A 22,302-nucleotide genomic window follows, 5' to 3' on the forward strand; every position below is an offset into this window, starting at 1 on the left:
GCCGCTACAAGTGCACTGCTCGGCCGCCGTGCTCGACGAGCATCGCGCTCCAGGCCGCGGCGGGGCTGAGATTGAGGACGACGGCCAGCCCGCCCTCGGGCAACTCGCCCCGGGCCAGGGCGGTCTCCAGGTTCAGCAGCGCGTCGTTGGGGCCCAGGTGTCCGTTGACGCGCAGGTTGTCGGCGCAGGCGCCGGAGAGTTTCACGTCCAGCGACTCGCCGATGACCCGCAGCGCGGCCAGCGACAGGTTCTGGCCGACGTAACAGGAGATGTCGGCGCGGTCCACGCCGTTGCGTTCGAGCAGCCGCCGGGTCAGGGCCGCGATCCGCTTCCTGGACTCCACCGCCAGCCGGAAGCCGTAGGCCGGCAGGTCGGTGCACTCCTCGCGCCACTCGTCCTCGCTCCGGCCGCGGTAGTCGACCTGGAACAGGTCCCAGTACGCGCCGCTGGTCTCCAGCAGCACGTCCCGGACCCGCAGCGGCCCGTCGCGGGCGACCAGGAACGCCTGCCCGCTGTCGCCGTTGACGGTCACCGGATGCCGGTAGCGGCGGCGCGTCACCGGCTTGCTGCCGTGCACGACGAGGACCCGGGCGGTGTCGGGGCGGGCGGCGAGCAGCCCGGAGGCGGCGAGCACGGCGGGCACCACCGACGCGCAGCCCAGCCCACCGACCGAGAACGCCCACGCCCGGTCGGCGCCGAGGGCCGCCTGGACCCGGGTCGCCTCGGAGCTGGAGAACGTCCCCGGGGCCCGCGGCTCGATCATGATCAGGCCGTCCAGCCGGTCCGGGCTCAGCCCGGCGTCGGCGAGCGCCCGGCGGCCGGCTCGGGCGGCGAGGTCGACGGCGGACAGGTCGTCGGCGGCGGCCACCTGCTCGATGCCGAGGGACAGGCACGCCGTGCGTTCCGCCTCGGACTGCTCGCCCAGCTCCGGCAGGTCCGTCAGGGCCACCCGGCCGGGCAGGTGGGTGGTCATGGTGTGCAGGGCTACGGTCATTCGCGCAACTCCCTCTCCAACTGGTCGATCTGGGCCTGGCTGAGCGAGACCAGCGGGAAGTCGGAGGGCACGTGACCGCCCGCGTCCGGCCGGCGCGCGTGGGCGGCCAGACCGGTGAGCAGCGCGGCCCAGCTCTCGCACAGCTCGCGCATCGCGTGTTCGCCGATCAGATGGCGCGAGCCCCGCAGGGACAGTTCGAGCGCCGCCCCGTCCGGAGTGCCCTGCGCCACCGCGTCCGCCTCCAGGGCGTGGCCGAAGGGGGTCGACTCCGCCAGGTCGCCGCCGCCGTCCACCTGCCGCCAGTGACCGGGGACCGGCTGGGCCGGGGAGGGGGCGGGGCCCTGGCCGAGCCGGCCGACGTAGTTGAACCCGATCGACGCGCCGGGCAGCGCGGCCAGGGGGCCGTCGGCGCCCGGGGTGACGTGGCGCAGCAGGCCGTACCCCAGGCCGTTGCCGGGGACGGCGCCGAGCTGCTCCTTGATCCGTTTGACGAGCCGCCCGGCGGCCGGTCCGCCGGAGCGCACCTCGGTGAAGTCCAGCGGGCCGGGCTCCAGCCGTACCGGGTACACGCTGGTGAACCAGCCGACCGTCCGCGACAGGTCCATGTCGTCGGTCAGGGGTTCCCGGCCGTGGCTCTCGATGTCGACGACGACCGCCCGCGCGTCGCCGCCGCCGGTCGCGGACCACTCGGCGACGGCCGCGGCCAGGGCGGCCAGTACGAGGTCGGCGGTGCCGGTGTAGTAGACGGCGGGGGCCGCGGTCAGCAGCTCGGCGGTGACCGACGGCGGCACCCGGACAGAGGCGCGTCGGCCCTCGGCGACGGTGTCGCGCTCCGGGTCGAGGGGCCGTCCGCCGAGCGGTGCCGCGACCGGGGCGAGGACCCGCTCCCACACCGGAAGCTCCGTCTGCCACGAGGGGTCGCCGGCCCGCGCCGCCAGCTCCCGCGCCCACCGGGCGAACGGGACGGGCACCGGCGGCAGTTCCGCCGCGTTCCCGCCCGCCAGGGCCTCGTACGCCGTCCGCAGGTCGGGCAGCAGCACCTGCCAGGACAGGATGTCGACGACCAGGTGGTGCGCGGCGACGACCAGCCTGCCGTCCTCGGCCGCGCCCCGGTCCAGCCAGACGAACCGCGCCATGACCCCGGCGCCGGGGTCGAGCTGCCCGGAGGCGGTACGGCTCTCCCGCCGCGCGGCCTCGGTCAGTTCGCGTTCCCCGAGTCCCGCCGCGTCCACCCGGCGGACCTCGGCGCCCGCCCCACCGCGCCCGTCGGCCGGCTCCGCGCCGGGTACCCAGAGCGACCACGTGGCCGGGTCGCCGGGGTCGGGGCGCAGCAGCTCGGCGCGCAGTATGCCGTGGAGGCCGACGAGCGCCCGTACGGCGGCCGTCAGCGTGGCGTGGTCCAGCCCGGCCGGTACGGCCACGACCGCGGACTGCGTGAACCGGCCGGGCAGGCCGGTCCGCTCGGCGACCTCGCGCATGGCGGGGGTGAGGGGGATCGTGTCGGAGGCAGCGGCTTCCCGGTCCGCGCCGGTCGGGGGCTGGGGGGCGGGCCCGGTCGTGGTCCTGGGGCCGGGCCCGGTTTCGGTCCCGAACCCGGCGCTCGCTCCGGTGTCCGGTGCCGTCGCGGGTCGCCGTACGGGGCGTTCGGCGGGGCGTCCCGCTGCCGCCGCCGCGAGTGCCGCCGGGGTCCGCAGCTCGAACACCTGCCGTTGGGTGATCCGTACGCCCTCCTCGCGGGCCCGCGCCGCCATGCGGATGGACATCACGGAGTCCCCGCCGAGCGTGAAGAAGTCGTCGTCGGCGCCCACCCCGTCGACGCCGATCAGCTCGCGGAAGAGCCGGACGAGGACCTCCTGCGCGCCGGGCGGCGAGGGCTCGCCGTCGGCCGGTGCCGGCGGCGCCGTCCGCCGGGCCGGTGGGCCGGCCGGGCGGGCGGGCGCCGGTATGCCCACCGGGCGGGCCAGGTCGCCGACCGCCCGTTCCGGCCCCGCCGCGACCGCGGCCACCAGGGCGGGGAACCAGTCGGCGAGCCGCCGCGCGGTGGCCCGGTCGAAGAGGGACGTCGCGTACTCCAGCTCGCCCGACATCGGCCCGTTCCCGGCGTCGACGATCGCGAAGGTGAGGTCGAACTTCGACGTGCCCGGTGCGGTGCCGCCGACGTCGGTGCCGGTGTAGCGGGCACGGGTCACGCCGCCCATGCCGTCCTCGTACTGCGGCACGTTCTGGTAGGTGTACGTGACGTCGTAGAGCGGGTGCCGGCCGAGGTGGCGCGGGGCGTCCGCCGCGGTGATGACCTTGCTCAGCGGGACGTCCTCGTGGTCCAGCGCGCCCGCGACGGTGTCGGCGCAGCGCCGGACCACCTCGTCGAACGACATCCGCGGGGTGATGCCGGTGCGGAACGGCAGGAGGTTGTTGAAGTAGCCGACGAGGTTCTGCAGGTCGGCGTGGACCCGGCCGGAGGTGGCGACGCCGACGACCAGGTCGGTCTGGCCCGACCAGAGGTGGAGCAGGGTGTCCAGCGCGGCGAGCATGGTGACGAAGGTCGTGACCCCGTGGTCCCTGCTGTACTCCCGAATCCGCTCCGCGACCCCGGCGTCGACGGCGAAGGTGAGCTGGTCGCCCGCGTACGACCGGGTCTCGGGCCGCGGGCGGTCCAGCGGCAGTTCCGGCCGGTCGAGTCCGCTCAGGTGCTGCCGCCAGTACTCCAGGCCGCGTTCCAGGTGCGGCCCGTCGAGCAGGGCGCGGTGCCAGGCGGCGTAGTCCTGGTACTGGACGGGCAGGTGGGGCAGTTCGGCCTCGGTACCGGTGCTGCGGGCCCGGTACAGCTCGGCCAGGTCGCGGCCGAACACCGCCTGCGAACCGCCGTCGAAGACGATGTGGTGGAAGGTCAGCAGGAAGACGTGTTCCTCTTCGGCCAGTTTGACGAGGACCGCGCGGAGCGGGGAGTGCCTGGTGAGGTCGAAGGGGGCCGAGACCTCGTCGTGGACGAGTGTCCGGACGCGCCGGACGCGCTGCTCCGGCGGCATCCGGCTGAGATTGACGACGGACATCAGCGGCTCGGGGGCGGTGGGAGACACGTAAGGAGTGCCGTCGTCGCCGGTGAGGAAGAGGCTGCGCAGCGTCTCGTGCCGCTCGGTCATGCCGATCAGCGCGTCCTGGAGGGCGTCCGCGTCCAGTGGGCCAGTGAGGTGCATCGGGGTGGGCACGTTGTAGAGCGGGCCGGCCGGGTTGACCTGCTCCAGGTGCCAGAGGGCCTCCTGGCCGGGCGACAGCGGCAGCGGGCCGCCGCGCTCGACCGGGGTGATCGGCCCGGCCGCCGCGCCGCCCGGCGCGGTGACGCGTTCCCCGGCGGCGGCGTGCAGTCGCGCGGCCAGTTCCCGGACCGTGGGGTGGGCGTACAGGTCCGCGAACGTGGCCGCGACCCCGAAGCTCTGCTGGAGGCGGCGGAGCAGGCCGACGCCCAGCAGGGAGGTGCCGCCCAGTCGGAAGTAGTCGGAGTCGGGGCCGACGTCCGGCTGTTCGAGGAGTTCCGCCCATATCGCGGCGAGGCGCCTCTCGGTCTCCGCGAGGGCGGGCAGCGCCGCGGGTCCCCCGGTCGGCGCGGGCGCGTCACCGGACCGTGCCGGGGCGACTGCGGCGGGGAGCCGGCACGGGGTGGGTTCGAACGGATAGGTCGGCGCCTCGATCCGCGGCGGCGCGGCGTCCCCGTAGTGGCGGTCCCAGTCGACCTGGACGCCGAGCGCGTACAGGCGGCCGAGCCGTTCCAGTACGCCGGCCCGGGAGCCGTCCGCGGCCAGGTCGACCACCGGTGACTCCGGGGCCAGCGAGCGGATCTCCCGCGCGAGGACGCCCCCGGCGGCCGGTTCCACGAGGACTGCCCCGTCGCGTACGAACCCGGCCACCACCTGCCTCAGCCGCTCCCGGTCGGGGGCCGGGGAACGCTCCTCGCGGACCGCCTCGGCCACCGCGTCGGCGAGCGGGAGCCTGCCGCGGGCCGCGCGGACGGCCAGGTTGCCCGCCCCGGACCCGATCAGGGTGAGGTCCGTCAGTCCCAGTGCCTCCGCGACCCGGCACAGCGCGTACTGCCGTACGACGAGCCGGGCCGCCGGTTGCTGTGCGGCGGCGTCGAGTTCCGCGCACCGCGCCGGCAGGGGGAGGCCGGCGCACAGCCTCGACCAGGCGGCATCGTCGAGGAGTGCGTCCCCGGACAGCAGCAGGACCGCTCGCGGCGCGTCGCCCGCCGGCCGGTCCGGGACGGCCGCCGCCCGCAGGTGCGCGGCCAGCTCGCCGGTGCTCGCCGCGGTCACCGCCAGCCGGTACGGGTGGTCGTCGCGGCCCCGGTTCAGGACGTGCGCGACCGCCCGCAGCGGCTGGTCGGTGCGCTCCGCGAAGCCGGCCAGCCGGTCCCGGTAACGAGCCAGCGCCGCGGGCGACCTCGCGGACACGGTGACCAGCTCGGCGGCCGGCTCCTCGTCCGGCCGCCGGACGGCGGGCGGCGCCTGCTCCAGTACGGCGTGCGCGTTCGTGCCGGTCAGTCCCCAACTGCTCAGGCCCGCCCGGCGCGGGTGGCCGTCGGATCGCGGCCAGGGCCGGGAGGCGGTGTTGACGTACACCGGACCGCTGAAGTCGATGAGCGGGTTCGGCGAGGCGAAGTTGGCCGCCGGGTAGTGGACGCCGTGCCGGAACGCCGACATGACCTTGAACAGGCCGGCGAACCCCGCCGCGTTCCCGAGGTGCCCGATGTTCCCCTTGACCGAGCCGATCGCGCAGCTCCGCTCCGTCACGCCCGAGTCGGCGAACGCCTTGCGCAGCGCCTCCACTTCCACGACGTCGCCGAGCGGTGTGCCCGAGCCGTGGCATTCGATGTAGCCGATGGTGTCCGCCGGCACCTCCCCGTCCCGCCAGGCTTCGGTCATCGCGCTCGCCTGGCCGAGCGGGCTCGGGGCGGCCATGCTCGCGGCCCGGAATCCGTTGTGGTTGACCGCGACGCCCTTGACGACGGCGAGGACGTTGTCACCGTCGGCGACCGCGTCGGAGAGCAGCTTCATCAGGACGACACCGCCGCCCTCCCCGGCGACCAGGCCCTGGGCGTCGGCGTCGAACGGGCGGCAGTGCCCGTCGACCGACTCCAGCCCCTGCAACGGGAGCCAGTCGGAGCGCCGGATCAGCCGGGGGAAGACGTTGACACCCCCGACGACCGCGAGCGGCACCTCCCCGGCCCGCAGCTTGCCCACGGCGACACCGAGCGCGGACAGTCCGCTGCTGCACGCGGTGTCCAGCACGAGGGCGGGCCCCCGGAGGTCGAACAGGTAGCTGATCCGCGCGGCGAGCGCGGCCGGCGAGGTGCCGAGCATCGCCTCCACGTCCCGCTCCCCCTCCAGGAACGCCCCCGGGTCGACCGCGGCCAGCAGCACCGCCGCGGACGTCCCCCGCAGCCCCGCGGGCGCGTAGCCGGCGGACTCGATCGCCTGGTGGGTGAGGTGCAGCAGCAGCCGCTGGTGCGGGTCCAACTGCTCGGCCTCGCGCAGCGACATGCCGAAGAGCTCGTGGTCGAACAGGTCGATACGGTCCAGGTAGCCCATGGTCAGATAGCGAGCCCCGGGATCGTCGGCGCCCGAGCGCACCCGCGCCTCACCCGGCTCGCCGACGGACTCCCGCCCCGCCCGCAACCGGGCGTGCAGCGCCTCGGCATCGTCGGCTCCCGGAAACACCCCCGCGGCCCCGATGATCGCTACGTCGTCCTTCCTCATCTCTCTCTTCTCCGATCTCGAAGGTCTCGCAGGGCTCGCAGGTCTCTCGCAGGGCTCGCAGGGGTCGCAGGTCTCTCGCGGGGTACGTTCGCGGCGTGCCGGTCCGGGTCACAGCTCGACGCTGCGGTCGTCATCGGCAGGGGCGGGGCGATGCCGGTCGACGGTCTCGGCCATCGCCGCGATGGTCGAGTGCTCGAAGAACAGCGCCACGCGCAGGTCCCGGCCGCAGAGCCGGACGAGTTCCTTCCGTACCGCCAGCAGCGACAGGGAGTTTCCGCCCACGTCGAAGAACTTCTCGTGCGTGCCGAAGTCCGCACGCCCCAGCACCTCCTGCCAGATCCGGTGGACGGCGTGCTCGGTGGGCGTGCGGGGACCGCGGTCGTTCGCCGGGCCGGTGCGCGCCGGTACGGGCAGGGCGGCGCGGTCGATCTTCCCGTTGGGCGTCAGGGGCAGCTCGGCGAGGGGTACGACGGCCGCCGGGACCATGTAGTCGGGCAGGACCCCGGCCACGTGGTCGCGCAGCAGTTGCGGGTCGGCTCCGTCCGGCCCCTCGGGCACGACGTAGCCGACCAGGTAGGGGTCGCCGGGCCGGTCCTCGCGTACGGTCACCGTGGTCCGGGCGACCCGGGGATGTGCCGCGAGCACCGCTTCCACCTCGCCCGGCTCGACCCGGAAGCCACGGATCTTCACCTGGTCGTCGACGCGGCCCACGTAGTCCACCAGTCCCCCGGCCGTCCACCGGGCCAGGTCCCCGGTCCGGTACATCCGCTCGCCGGTGCCCGCGAAGGGACAGGCCACGAACCGTTCCGCGGTCAGCCCCGGCCGCCCCACGTAACCGCGGGCCACACCGGGCCCGGCGATGTACAGCTCACCGGTCGTGCCGACCGGTACCGGCCGCAGGAACCCGTCCAGCACGAAGACCCGCATGTTGGCGATCGGACGCCCGATCGGCGGCGGACCCTCCGCGTCGGCGTCCGGGTCGAGTCGGTGCCCCGTCGCCATGATCGTCGTCTCGGTGGGGCCGTAGCCGTTGTACACCCCCGTCCGCCGGGCCCACCGGCCGGCCAGCTCCACCGTGACCCGCTCCCCGCCCAGCAGCCAGTTGCGCACGCCCGGCACGGCCGCGGGGTCCAGCACCGCCAGCAGCGACGGCACCACGCACGCCACGCTCACGCCGGTCGCGCGGATCATCTCCGCCAGCAGAACGGGGTCGGCGCGCTCGTCGTCGGAGGCGATCGCCAGGGTGCCTCCGACGGACAGCGTGGCGGTCACGTCGAGCACCGACGCGTCGAACCCGCACGAGGCGAACTGCAGCGCCACCACGCCCGCGTCGACGGCCAGCGCTCCCCGCAGCGCCACGGCGGAGTTGAGCACCGCACCGTGCGGCACGGCCACGCCCTTCGGCCGTCCCGTGGAGCCCGAGGTGAACATCACGTACGCGAGCTGCCGCGGATCGACCACCACCTCCGGCGGCTCGGGCGGCTCGTCGGCGATCGCGGCTCCGGTAGCGGGATCGTCCAGGAGTACGACCCTCACCGGACCCGCCGGACCCGCCGGACCCGCCGGACCCGCACCCGCCGCACTCGCAGGACCCGCCGGGCCGCCGCCGACGGACGCGGCGGCGTACCGGCGCGCGGTCCCGGCCGTGGCCCCGCCCGCGGTCCCGGCCGTGGCGAGGACCACCGTCGCGCCGCTCTCCCCGATCATGTACCCGATCCGGTCGGCGGGATGGAGCGGCTCCAGCGGTACGTACGCCCCGCCCGCCCGCCACACCGCGAGGACGGCGACGATCAGTTCCGTACCGCGCGGCAGGCACAGCCCGACCCGGCTCTCCCGGCCCACGCCCAGGCGGATCAGGTGGCGGGCCAGACGGTTCGCGCGGGCGTTCAGTTCCGCGTACGACAGCACCTCGGTCCCGGCGCGCACCGCCACGGCGTCCGGAACCCGCTCCACCTGCGCCCGGAACAGCTCCCACCACGTGTCCGCCGGCACCGGCCGGGCGGTGTCGTTCCACTCCGTCACCATCCGCCGGCGTTCGGCCGCGTCCAGAACGTCGAGGTCGGCGAGCCGGACCCGCGGATCGGCCGCGACCTGCTCCAGGACCCGGGTCAGCCGGCCGGCGATGCCCCGTACGGTGCCCTCGTCGAACAGGTCGGTCGCGTACTCCAGCGAACAGTCGAGCCCCGCCGGCCCGCCTTCCGCGTCCCGCACCTCCCTGATCAGCACCGACAGGTCGAACCGCGCCGCGGACCCGGAGACCGGCTCCACCTTGGCGGTCAGTCCGGGGAAGACGGCCCCGGCATCGGGAGTGTTCTGGAAGGCGAACGCCACCTGGAAGAGTGCCTGCCGGGCGAGCGACCGCTCCGGGTTGAGGACCTCCACCAGACGCGCGAACGGCAGATCCTGATGAGCGTACGCCGCCAGGTCCGTCTCCCGGACCCGCGCGACCACGTCGGCGAAGGTCGGATTGCCGCTCAGGTCCGCGCGCAGCACCAGCGTGTTGAGGAAGTAGCCCACCAACTCGCCCAGTGACTCGTCCCCCCGGGCCGCGACGGGCGACCCCAGCGGAACGTCCTCACCGGCGCCCAGCCTGGAGAGCAGCACCGCCACCGCCGCCCGGGTCACCATCGCCATCGTCGCACCGCACTCCCGCACGACCTCCCGCAGCAGTTGGTGCGTCCGTGCGGAGGTCGTCGTCGACAGCGTGCGGCCACGGTGGGCGGCCCGAGCGGGGCGCGGCCGGTCGGTGGGCAGGGCGAGTTCGGCCGGCAGGTCCGCCAGCGCCGCCGTCCAGTACGCCATCTGACGGCCGTACGGGCTACCCGGGTCCTCCTCGCCCCGCAGCATCTCCTGCTGCCAGAGCGTGAAGTCCGCGTACTGGACCGGCAGCGGCGCCCAGCCGGGCGTGGCACCGGTGGCCCGCGCGGCGTACGCCACCGCGAGGTCGCGGGTCAGCACGTCCAGCGACCAGCCGTCCGCACCGATGTGGTGCAGCACCACCAGCAGCACGTGCTCGTCCCGCCCGGTCTCGTACAGGACGGCGTGCCACGGCGGTGCCGCCTCCAGGTCGAAACACCGGTCCGCCTCGGCGGAGAGCACCGCGCGCAGCTCGCCCGCTCGGACGTGGGCGGTCGTCATCCGGGCAGGCGCGTCCGCCAGGACGCGCTGGTACGGCACGCCGTCCGCCTCGCCGTACACCGTCCGCAGCGTCTCGTGCCGGCCGACCACGTCGTCCCAGGCGTCCCGCATGGCCCGGGAGTCCAGGGGACCGGTCAGCCGCAGGCACAGCACGATGTTGTTCGGACCGGCTTCCGTCAGCCGGTCCACGAACCACATCTGCCGCTGCCCGTACGACATCGGCAACCGCGCGGGCCGCTCGGTCACCCGCCGCACCACCGGCCGCGCCGGGGCCGGTCCGTCCAGCCTGTCGGCCAGCGACGCGGGGGACGGGCACGCGAACAGCGTCCGTGTGGAGACCTCCACGCCGAGCACCGTGCGGATGCGGGCGGCCAGCCGGGTGGCGAGCAGGGAGTCACCGCCCAGCAGGAAGAAACTGTCGTCCACACCGACCCGCGGCATCTGGAGGATCTGGGCGAAGAGGGAACAGAGAACCCCTTCTCGCGGGGTGACCACCCGCCCGCTCCCACCACCGGCCGACGGCACCGCCTCGCCAGGGGTGGGCAGGGCGGGGCGGTCGAGCTTGCCGTTGGGGGTGAGAGGGAAGGCGTCGAGGGTCACGACGGCGGCGGGGACCATGTACTCCGGCAGGGTCCTCGCGGCGTACTCGCGCAGTTCAGCGCGGTCCAGAGCAGCCGGGACGACGTAAGCGACCAGGCGTTTGTCCCCGGGCTGGTCCTCGCGTACGACCACGGCGGCCTGGCCGACATCGGGGTGAGCGGCCAGCACCGCCTCGACCTCACCCGGCTCGATCCGGAAGCCCCGGACCTTCACCTGCTCATCAGCACGCCCGGCGAAGTACAACTGCCCGTCCGCCGACCACTTCGCCAGATCACCGGACCGATACATCCGCTGACCGGGAAGGAACGGGCAGGCCACGAACCGCTCAGCGGTCAGACCCGGGCGACCGATGTAGCCACGGGCCAGTCCGGGACCGCTGATGTAGACCTCCCCCACCACACCCGCCGGCACCGGCTGGAGGAGACCGTCGAGAACGAAGACGCGCATGTTGCCGATCGGGCCGCCGATGGCGGGCGGCCGGGAACCCGCGACCACGGGTGCGTGGGTGGCGGTGGTGATGACGGTCGCCTCGGTCGGCCCGTACGTGTTCCACACCCGAGCCCGCGCACTCCACCGCGCCGCCAGATCGGCGGTCAGCCGCTCGGCACCCAACACCCAGTTCGTGACTCCGGACACCTCGGCCGGGTCCAGCACCTCCAGCAGCGACGGCACCACACTCGCCGTGCTGACGCCGTGGACACGGATCATCTCCGCCAGCGCCTGCGAGTCTTCCCGTTCCTCGTCCGTGGCGATGGCCAGCGTGCCACCGGCGGCCAATGTCACGGCGACATCCAGAACAGCCGCGTCGAAACTGAAGGACGCGAACTGGAGCGTCGTGACACCTTCGCCCGCGCCGAGCACGGGACGCATCGCCGCCGCCAGGTTCGCAACACCCCGATGAGCGACCGCCACACCCTTGGGACGCCCGGTCGAACCCGACGTATAGATCACATACGCCAACTCGTCCGACCCCACCCGCACATCACCCAGCGGCTCAGCAGACTCGAACGCAATCGCCTCGGCGCACTCATCGAGCAACAGCACCCGCTCGCCCACCGGCGACAGACCCGAGACGGACACCACCACGTCAGCACCGCTGTCGGCCACCATGAACGCCAAACGGTCGGCAGGGTACGCCGGGTCCAGCGGCACATACGCACCACCCGCCTTCCACACCGCGAGCATCCCGACGACCATCTCCACCCCACGCGGCAGACACAACCCCACCCGCGCCCCTTGCCCGACCCCCAGCCGACGCAAGTAGCGCGCTGTCCGATTGGAGCGGGCCTCCAACGCCCCGTAGGAGCGCGCATCCTCACCGCAGCGGAGGGCAACAGCGTCAGGCGACCGCAGCGCACGAGCCCGGATCAGGTCGGGCAGCGGGTCCTCGGTGACCGGCAACTCCGTGTCGTTCCACTCCTCGACCACCCGTACCCGCTCGTCCTCTCCGAGTGGGACGAGGTCGCTGAGGCGTGTCTGGGGGTCGGCCGCGATCTGCTCCAGCACCCGGATCAAGCGATCCGTCAGCTTTCGCGCGGTCTCTTCGTCGAACAGGTCGGGCCGGTAGTCCAGGCGGAGTTTCAGACCGTCGCGCGGGTTCACGCCCAGGGCCAGCGCGAAGTTGGTGGACTCCCGCATCTCGATGTCCGTGAGCGACAGTTGTGCGGCGGTCAGCGCCATCGGGTCGCCCGGGTAGTTCTCGAAGGCCAGCAGGGTGTCGAAGGCGGCACCGGTCCCGGCCACCCGCTGGATCTCGGTCAGCCCCAGATGCTGGTGGTCGAGCAACGCGGACTGCTGGGACTGAAGTTCGGCAAGTAACCCGCCGACGGTCCGGGTGGGGGTGATCGGCACCCGCACCGGCACGGTGTTGAGGAACAGTCCGAGCATGTTCTCCATGCCGGGGAGATCCGCGGGCCGCCCCGCCACCGTCGCCCCGAACACCACGTCGGACCGCCCCGTCAACTGGCGGATCACGAACGCCCAGGCACCCTGGACGACGGTGTTCAGGGTCACGTCGAGCCCACGAGCCGCCTCCCGCAACGCCTCGGTCGACTCCTGGCCCAGTTCGGCGTCCACGACCTGGGGAGGTACCCAGGTGGCAGCCGCGCCGAGCGGCGCGACCAGGGTCGGTTCGTCGGCCCCGGCCAACGCCTCCCGCCACGCCCGCCGCGCGGCCTCCTTGTCCTGCCGGGCCAGCCACGCCAGATACTCCCGGTACGGCGTCACAGCGGGCAGCCCGGCCGCACTGCCGCCCGCCTCGTAACATGCCCACAGCTCACGCATCAGCACCGGCAGCGACCAGCCGTCCAGCACCAGGTGATGCAACGTGATCACCATGCGGAACCGGCCGGGCGACAGGTGGATCAGCAACACCTTCAGCAGCGGGGGCCGGGTGATGTCGAGGCCGCGCTCGCGCTCCTCGTTCGCGAGCCGCTCCGCCTGTGCCGTCACCGCGTCCGCGTCCAGGCCGGTGAGATCCTCCTCCCGCCAGGGAAGTGTCACCCCCCGCGTGATCACCTGGAGTGGCTCCGTGTGCTCCGACGGCTGCCGGAAGGCCACGCGCAAGGGCTCGTGCCGATCGAGCAACGCCTGCCAGGAGGCCCGCAACCCGTCAGGGTCCAACGGCCCTTCCAGGCCCAGCGCCATCTGTTCGACGTAGACGTCGATGCCTTCGACGTCATGTTGCGCGTGGAAGAGCAGACCCTCCTGCAACGGCGTGACCGGCAGCACGTCCGCCAGCAGCGGCAGGTCCGCCTCCAACTCCTCGACGTGCGCCTGCTCCAGTGCCACCAGCGGGAAGTCGGACGGGGTGTGACCGCCCGCCTGCTGAGCGGCGAGCCCGGCCAGCATCGCCGCCCACCCCTCCAACAACTCCCGCGCACGCGCCTCACCCAGCAACCGCTCCGGCCACGCCACACTCAACGTCAGCTCGGGACCGCCGGCCCGGTCGTAGACGACGCCCATGACCTCCAGCGCGTGGAAGACGGGAAACGTACCGTAGAACCCCAGACCGTGCCCGAATCCGCCTTCCTCGGCCGACTGCCAATCGGCGACGCCCTGGTCGGTCGCGACACGGCCGAGGTAGGTGAACCCCACCTGGGGTGTCGGAAGTGCCGTGAGGGTGTCCGGGGTGTCGTGGGCGAGGTGGCGCAACAGTCCGTAGCCCAGCCGGTCGCCCGGCACCGACCGCAGTTGTTCTTTGACCCGCTTGAGCAACGCCCCCGCGGCTTGGCCTCCGGCGCGCACCCCGGCGACGGTCCCGGCGTCCAGCTTCACCGGGTGGACGCCGGTGAACCAGCCCACGGTGCGGGACAGCTCCGTACCCGCGCGCAGCGGCACCCGGCCGTGGCCCTCGACGTCCACCAGGAACCCGCCGCTCCCGCCGCGCCAGTCGGCCACCGCCGCCGCCAGCCCGGCCAGCAGCACCTCGTCGACCCCGGCGTGGAAGGCCGCCGGTACCCTGCTCACCAGCGCGTCCGCCGTCCCGGCCGAAACGGTCACCGCCACCCGCCGTACCGTGCCCTGCACATCCCGCACCGGATCGACCGGCTCCGCCGTCAGGAGTGGGTCAGCGCCCTGGAGCAGTTCGGCCCACCGCGACGATTCCGCCTTTCGCCGGGGCGAATCCGCCTCGGCGGCAAGAAGTTGCGCCCAGTGCCGGAACGACGTCGGGACCGGGGGCAGCACCGGTTCCAGGCCGGCCGCCAGCGCGGCGTACGCCTCCGCCAGGTCCGGCAACAGCACCTGCCAGGAGACCGAGTCCACCACCAGGTGATTCACCACCAGCAGCAAGCGGCCCGGCACCCCTGCCCCGGCATCCAGCCACACCGCCTGCACCATCACCCCGGCCCGCGGGTCCAGCCGCTCCACCGCCGCCCGCGCCTGCTCCACCACCAACCGGTCCAGTTCCCCCGTGGCCGCGTCGACCCGACGAATCCACGAACCGACCCTCCCGCCGTCCGGCTCCGGTATCACCAACCGCCGCGGCTCCACGTCCAGCCGCGCCCGCAGCACGTCATGCCGGTCCACCACGACTTCCAGGGCCCGGGTCAACGTCTCCAACCGCGCCCCGGCAGGGGTACGTACGAGCGCCGACTGCACCACCTGGCCGACGCGATCGGCCCCGACCCGGTCCAGCACCTCGTGCATCACCGGCGTCAGCGGCGCCTCACCGACTCCGGTCTCCACCGCGCCCGGGGTGGCGGTAGCGGCGGCGACCACCGCCAGCCCGGACGGGGTACGCCGCTCGAAGACCTGCGCCGAGGTGATGGCCAACCCGGCGCGGCGGGCGTTGGAGACCAGCAGCATCGACAGGATGGAATCCCCGCCGCGTTCGAAGAACGAGTCCTCGGCACCGACCTGCTCCACGCCCAGCACCTCGGCGAAGAGTCCGCAGAGCAGTTCCTCGACGGGACTGCCAGGAGCACGGCCTCCCTCGACCGCGGGTCCGGGGGTGGGCAGGGCGGGGCGGTCGAGCTTGCCGTTGGGGGTGAGGGGGAAGGCGTCGAGGGTCACGACGGCGGCGGGGACCATGTACTCCGGCAGGGTCCTCGCGGCGTACTCGCGCAGTTCAGCGCGGTCCAGAGCAGCCGGGACGACGTAAGCGACCAGCCGCCGGTCGCCGGGCTGGTCCTCGCGTACGACGACGGCGGCCTGGACGACATCGGGGTGAGCGGCCAGTACCGTCTCGACCTCGCCCGGCTCGATCCGGAAGCCCCGGATCTTCACCTGCTCATCAGCACGCCCGGCGAAGTGCAACTGCCCGTCCGCCGACCACTTCGCCAGGTCACCGGACCGGTACATGCGCTGGCTGTGGACGAACGGGCAGGCCACGAACCGCTCGGCGGTCGGACCGGAGCGGCCGATGTAGCCACGGGCCAGACCGGGACCGCTGATGTAGACCTCACCGACCGCGCCTGTCGGCACCGGCTGGAGGAAACCGTCGAGGACAAAGACGCGCATGTTGCCGATCGGGCCGCCGATAGCGGGCGGCCGGGAATCCGCGACCACGGGTGCGTGGGTGGCGGTGGTGATGACGGTCGCCTCGGTCGGCCCGTACGTGTTCCACACCCGGGCCCGCGCACTCCACCGCGCCGCCAGATCGACCGTCAGCCGTTCCGCACCCAGGACCCAGTTCTCCACCCCCGGCACCTCGGCCGGGTCCAGCACTCCCAGCAGGGACGGCACCACACTCGCCACCGACACACCGGAGGTACGGATCATCTCCGCCAACGCCTGCGAGTCTTCCCGTTCCTCATCCGTGGCGATGGCCAGCGTGCCACCGGCGGCCAATGTCACGGCGACATCCAGAACAGCCGCGTCAAAGCTGAAGGACGCGAACTGAAGGGTGGTAACCCCTGCACCCGCACCGAGCACGGGACGCATAGCCGCCGCCAGGTTCGCAACACCTCGGTGAGCGACGGCCACGCCCTTGGGACGCCCGGTCGAACCCGACGTATAGATCACATACGCCAACTCGTCCGGTCCCACCCGCACATCAGCCAGCGGCTCAGCGGACTCGGACGCGACCGCCTCGGCGCACTCATCGAGCAACAGCATCCGCTCGCCCACCGGCGACAGACCCGAGACGGACACCACCAAGTCGGCTCCGCTGTCGGCGAGCATGAACGCCAGCCGGTCAGCGGGATACGCCGGGTCCAGCGGCACATACGCCCCACCCGCCTTCCACACCGCGAGCATCGCGACGACCATCTCCACCCCACGCGGCAGACACAACCCCACCCGCAACTCCCGCCCCACCCCCACACCACGCAGATACCGCGCCAACCGATTCGACCGACCCTCCACCTCCCCGTACGACACCGCATCCGCGCCGCAGCGAAGGGCAACAGCAGCGGGTGAAGCCAGCGCGCGGGATCGGATCAGGTCGGGCAGCAGGTCTTCGGCGACCGGTAGCGCGGTGGCGTTCCACTCCCCCACCACCCGCGCCCGCTCACCCGCGCTCAACACCTCCACGTCACCGAGTCGGATCTGAGGATCTGCCGCGATCTGTCCCAGCACCCGCGTCAACCGGTCGATCAATGCCTGGGCGGTGTCCTCTTCGAACACGTCCAGCCGGTGGTCCAGCCGCAGCCGCAGTCCCTCGCGCGGATCAACGCCCAGGACCAGTGCGTAGTTGGTCGACTCCTTGAAGGTGGTCCGCGTGAGGCGGAGGGGCTCGGGCGGGCCGCTCCGATCCGCCTGGTAGTTCTCGAAGGCCAGCAGCGTGTCGAAGGTGGCACCGGTCCCGGCCACCCGCTGGATCTCGGTCAGCCCCAGATGCTGGTGGTCGAGCAACGCGGACTGCTGGGACTGAAGTTCGGCAAGCAACCCGCCGACGGTCCCGGTGGGGGTGATCCGCACCCGCACCGGCACGGTGTTGAGGAACAGTCCGAGCATGTTCTCCATGCCGGGGAGTTCCGCGGGCCGCCCCGCCACCGTCGCCCCGAACACCACGTCGGACCGCCCGGTCAGCTTGGCGATCAGCAGGGCCCAGGCGCCCTGGAGGACCGTGTTGAGGGTGAGGTCGTGGCCTCGCGCCAGGTCTCGTAGCGAGGCGACCAGTTCCTCGTCCGGCGTGCTGCTCACATGGCCGACGGCCGCCTGTCCGGCCTGCGAAGTGGTGGGTGCGACCAGGGTCGGTTCGTCGGCCCCGGCCAACGCCTCCCGCCACGCCCGCCGCGCGGCCTCCTTGTCCTGCCGGGCCAGCCACGCCAGATACTCCCGGTACGGCGTCACAGCAGGCAGCCCGGCCGCACTGCCGCCCGCCTCGTAACAGGCCCACAGCTCACGCATCAGCACCGGCAGCGACCAGCCGTCCAGCACCAGGTGATGCAACGTGATCACCATGCGGAACCGGCCGGGCGACACCTCGATCAGAAGGATGCGCAGCAGCGGCGGCTTCGTCGGATCGAAGCGGCGGGCCCGTTCCGTCCGCTCCAGCCGCTCCGCCTCGGCCTGGGCGCTGCCCGTCGCACGCGCGGACAGGTCTTCCTGCCGCCACGGCAGTGCCACGCCCTGGGCGACGACCTGGACGGGATGTTCCAGCCCGGCGAGCTGCCGGAAGCCCGCGCGCAGGCTGGTGTGCCGGTCGAGCAGTGCCTGCCAGGACTTCCGCAAGGTCTCCGTGTCGAGTGGGCCGTCCAGACAGTGGACGATCTGCTCGACGTAGACGTCGGTGCCTACGTCGTCGTACTGCGCGTGGAAGAGCAGGCCCTCCTGCAACGGCGTGACCGGCAGCACGTCCGCCAGCAGCGGCAGGTCCGCCTCCACCTCCTCGACGTGCGCCTGCTCCAGTGCCACCAGCGGGAAGTCGGACGGGGTGTGACCACCGGCCTGCTGAGCGGCGAGCCCGGCCAGCATCGCCGCCCACCCCTCCACCAACTCCCGCGCACGCGCCTCGCCCAGCAACCGCTCCGGCCACGCCACACTCAACGTCAGCTCGGGACCGCCGGCCCGGTCACGTACCACGGTCTCGGCTTCGAGCGCGTGCATCACCGGTGCCCGCCCGCCGGAGTGGTCACCGGGGCCGTGCTCGGCCATCAACTCCCAGTACCGCACACGGTCGCTGCGCCGCCCGAGGTGGTTGAAACCGATCTGAGAGGCCGGGAGGGTCGAGAAGGTGGGCGCGGTGTGCGGGTTCAGGTGGCGGAGCAGCCCGTGGCCGAGTCCGTCGCCGGGCACGGACCGTATCTGCTCCTTGACCCGCTTCAGTGCCTGCCCCGCCGCCGGGCCGCCCGCCCGTATCTCCGCCGGTTCCAGTGTCCCTGTGCCCAGCCGTACCGGGCGGATGCCGGTGAACCAGCCGACAGTGCGGGACAGTTCCATGCCCGGACGCAGCGGCACCCGGCCGTGCCCCTCCACGTCCACCAGGAACCCGTCGGCCGCACTCCCGCCGGCCCACTCCGCCAGCGCCGCCGCCAAGCCGGTCAACAGGACCTCGTCGACTCCCGCATGGAACGCGGCGGGCAACTGCGTCAGCAAGGCCGTCGTCGTCTCGGCCGGGACCGTCACCGACGTCCGCCGAACGGTGACCCCCACATCCCGGGCCGGGTCCACCGGCTCCGCCGTCAGGAGAGCGTCCGCCCCCTGAAGCAGGCTCGTCCACTGCGCCGACTCCGCGGCACGATCCCGGCTTTCGGCCTGGTCGGTCAAGGCACGGCTCCACTGCCTGAACGACGTCGGCACCGGAAGTAACATCGGCTCCCGGCCGGCCGCCAGCGCGGCGTACGCCTCGGCCAGGTCCGGCAACAGCGCCTGCCAGGAGACCGAGTCCACCACCAGGTGATTCACCACCAGCAGCAAGCGGCCCGGCACCCCCGCCCCGGCATCCAGCCACACCGCCTGCACCATCACCCCGGCCCGCGGGTCCAGCCGCTCCACCGCCGCCCGCGCCTGCTCCACCACCAACCGGTCCAGTTCCCCCGTGGCCGCGTCGACCCGACGCGGCCAGGAGCCGGCCGGCACGGTCCCCGGTTCCGGCACCGCCAGTCGCCAGTCCTGCCTGCCCGGACCGTGGACCAGCCGTGCCCGCAACACGTCGTGGTGGTCGACCAGTGCCTGGACCGCCCCGGCCAGCACGTCCATGTCCAGGTCGGGCGGAGTCAGCAGTACGCCCGACTGCACGATCCCGCCCACCTCGTCGGGGCCGACCCGCGCCAGCAGCTCCCGCATCACCGGAGTCAGCGGCACCTCGCCGACTCCGGTCTCGTCGCCGTCGACGGCCGCCTCGGGTGTGCTCGCCGCGGACGCCAGGGCCGCCGGGGTCCGCAGGTCGAACATCTGCCGCGAAGTGATCGACAGTCCCGCCCGTCGCGCGCCGGAGACGACCAGCATCGCGAGGATGGAATCCCCGCCCAGTTCGAAGAACGAGTCCTCGGCACCGACCCGTTCCACACCCAGCACCTCGGCGAACAGCCCGCAGAGCACCTCCTCCGTCGGCGTGCCCGGCCCGCGCCGCACACCCCCGCCGACCCGGTCGGGGGCGGGTAGAGCAGAGCGATCGAGCTTGCCGTTGGGGGTGAGGGGGAACGCGTCGAGGGTCACGACGGCGGCGGGGACCATGTACTCCGGCAAGGTCTTCGCGACGTACTCACGCAGTTCAGCACCGTCCAGCTCACCGGGGACGACATAGGCGACCAGCCGCCTGTCCCCGGGGCGATCCTCGCGTACGACCACGGCGGCCTGGCCGACATCCGGGTGAGCGGCCAGCACCGCCTCGACCTCGCCCGGCTCGATCCGGAAGCCCCGGATCTTCACCTGCTCATCAGCACGCCCGGCGAAGTGCAACTGCCCGTCCGCCGACCACTTCGCCAGGTCACCGGAGCGGTACATCCGCTGACCGGGAAGGAACGGGCAGGCCACGAACCGCTCAGCGGTCAGCCCCGGACGACTGACGTACCCCCGCGCCAGCCCCGGCCCGGCGAGATACACCTCCCCCACCAACCCCGGCGCCACCGGCTGGAGGAACCCATCGAGCACGTACACCCGGGCATTGCCGATCGGAGCACCGATAGCCGGCGACACGTCCCCCGGCCGGATTCCCGCATCCAGCGGAGCCCTCGTCACCGTACTGATCACGGTCGCCTCGGTCGGCCCGTACGTGTTCCACACCCGAGCCCGCGCACTCCACCGCGCCGCCAGGTCAGCCGTCAGCCGTTCCGCACCCAGGACCCAGTTCTCCACCCCCGGCACCTCGGCCGGGTCCAGCACTCCCAACAGCGAGGGCACCACACTCGCCGTGCTCACACCGCAGGCACGGATCATCTCGGCCAGCGCCCCAGGGTCCTCCCGCACCTGCTCGGAGGCGATCGCCAGCGTGCCACCCGCCGCCAAAGTCACGGCGACATCGAGAACGGCCGCGTCGAAGCTGAAGGACGCGAACTGGAGGGTGGTGACCCCTTCACCCGCACCCAGTACGGGACGCATAGCCGCCACCAGGTTCGCGACGCCCCGGTGAGCGACGGCCACGCCCTTGGGACGCCCGGTGGAACCCGACGTATAGATCACATACGCCAACTCGTCCGGTCCCACCCGCACATCAGCCAGCGGCTCAGCGGACTCGGACGCGATCGCCTCGGCGCACTCATCGAGCAACAGCACCCGCTCGCCCACCGGCGACAGGCTCGAGACGGACACCACCAAGTCGGCTCCGCTGTCGGCGAGCATGAACGCCAGCCGGTCAGCGGGATACGCCGGGTCCAGCGGCACATACGCCCCACCCGCCTTCCACACCGCGAGCATCCCGACGACCATCTCCACCCCACGCGGCAGACACAACCCAACCCGCGACTCCCGCCCCACCCCCACACCACGCAGATACCGCGCCAACCGATTCGACCGAACCTCCACCTCCCCGTACGACACCGCATCCGCACCACACCGCACCGCCACCGCCCCCGGCGACCGCCCGGCCCGCGCGGCGATGAGGTCCGCCACGGAACCGGAAGGCACCTCCCGTGCGGTGGCGTTCCACTCCCCCACCACCCGCGCCCGCTCGCCCTCGCCCAGTCCGTCGAGCCGGTCCACGGCTGTCGAAGGGTCGGTGGCCAGGTGTTCCAGGAGCCGCAGGAAGGAGCCGTGGGCGGCCCGGGTCCAGGCCAGGTCGTTCCGCGCGGGGTCGGATTCCAGGGTGATCAGCGGACCTTGGTCGTCTCGGATGCCGTCGACCAGTACGCCGAATTCCTCGACGCGTCGGCTGGACAGGTCCCGGACGATGGCCCGGTGTTCGCCGAACCAGAGGTCACCGCCGGTGGGCACGATGTTCACGTAGGGGCCGAAGTGCCGGCGGTCGCCGTCCGGCCAGTTCAGTTCCCGGCGCAGACGCTCCCCGCGGAAGCGCTGGTGGTCCAGCAGCCCGCTCACCTCGGTCTCCGTCTGCCGGGCCAGTTCGGTCAGGCTCGTGCCGGGGCCGATCGTCAGCCGGAGTGGCAGCAGGTTGGCCATCGTGCAGGGCGTGTGCCGGTCCTGTTCCGTCGTGCGGCCAGTGACCGGGAGGCTGATCACCGGTTCACGGGTGCCGGTCAGCCTGCTGGTGAACAGCGCCGTCGCGGCGATGATGAGCCGGGACACGCTGGTCCCGGCGCGTGCGGCGGTCGTTCGCAGGGCGCCCGCGGTGGCGGGGGTGAGGCGGCCCGTCTCGCGTGGTGCGTCGTCGTCGGCGGTGGTGGTCGCCCCGTGGCCGGGGAGGCTCGGAAGGCCGGGCCGGTCCGCGAAGTGGTCGCGCCAGTACCGGCGGTCGCGTTCGTACTGTGCGGAGTCCCGGTAGGCGGCCTCCCGCGCCGCCAGCTCGTGGAGGGTTGCGTGTCGCGGCGGGTCGCTGGGGTCGCCGTGCAGCAGGGCCGTGTACACGTCGGCGGCGCGGCGGGCCACCAGGGAGCATCCGAAGGCGTCCATCAGGAGGTGGTGGTAGGAGTGGAACCAGAGGTAGTGGTCGTCCGCCAGTCGGTAGAGGGTGTGGGAGAAGAGGTGGTCCCGGGCAGGGTCCGTCGGCCGGCGCAGTTGGCCGCGCATCGACGATTCCGCGGCCTGCCTCGGGTCGTCCCGCAGGCTGAGGTCGATCAGGGGGAGCTGCCACCCTGGTGCCGGGCCCAGGTGCTGGCGCACGCCGGCGGCCGACTCGGTGAAGCGGACGCGCAGGACGTCGGTCTCGGCGGTGACCTGCCGCAGCGCGCGTTCGAGGAGGTCCGTGTCGACCGGGCCCAGTATCTCGACCTGCTGGCCGGCGCGGTAGGCGCCGCGGGCGCCGTCGATGTGCTGGGCCAGCCAGATTCCCTGCTGGGCGTCCGAGAGCGGCAGGCTTTCGCCGGACCGAGCGTTCAT

At 73.1% G+C, this 22,302-nt stretch carries 3 protein-coding genes; all 3 read right to left on the bottom strand.

Annotated features, from left to right (window positions below; translation table 11 throughout):
• Positions 1–4: 4 nt before the first annotated feature.
• The 3 genes from ACFY32_RS30490 to ACFY32_RS30500 all read right to left on the bottom strand — a co-directional run bounded on the left by ACFY32_RS30490 (position 5) and on the right by ACFY32_RS30500 (position 22,302).
• Positions 5–994 carry a 3-oxoacyl-ACP synthase gene (locus ACFY32_RS30490; RefSeq protein WP_359201250.1) on the bottom strand — a complete coding sequence of 330 codons (990 nt, stop codon included), beginning with the start codon at positions 992–994 and terminating at the stop codon, positions 5–7.
• A complete protein-coding gene (locus ACFY32_RS30495) occupies positions 991–6,744 on the bottom strand; it encodes a condensation domain-containing protein (protein ID WP_390675974.1) in 5,754 nt (1,917 codons plus the stop codon). The genes ACFY32_RS30490 and ACFY32_RS30495 overlap by 4 nt, the downstream gene beginning before the upstream one ends.
• Positions 6,745–6,852: 108 nt before the next feature.
• Positions 6,853–22,302: an amino acid adenylation domain-containing protein gene (locus tag ACFY32_RS30500; protein WP_390675975.1), complete on the bottom strand. Its 15,450-nt coding sequence runs from the start codon at positions 22,300–22,302 to the stop codon at positions 6,853–6,855.

It is taken from the genome of Streptomyces sp. NPDC000134, assembly GCF_042899225.1.
In the GTDB taxonomy this organism is placed as follows: domain Bacteria; phylum Actinomycetota; class Actinomycetes; order Streptomycetales; family Streptomycetaceae; genus Streptomyces.

What these genes read in the sequence shown, in the direction of transcription:
- ACFY32_RS30495 (WP_390675974.1), bottom strand. Translation starts at nt 6,744, where the DNA reads ATGAGGAAGGACGACGTAGCGATCATCGGGGCCGCGGGGGTGTTTCCG.
- ACFY32_RS30500 (WP_390675975.1), bottom strand. Translation starts at nt 22,302, where the DNA reads ATGAACGCTCGGTCCGGCGAAAGCCTGCCGCTCTCGGACGCCCAGCAG.
- ACFY32_RS30490 (WP_359201250.1), bottom strand. Translation starts at nt 994, where the DNA reads ATGACCGTAGCCCTGCACACCATGACCACCCACCTGCCCGGCCGGGTG.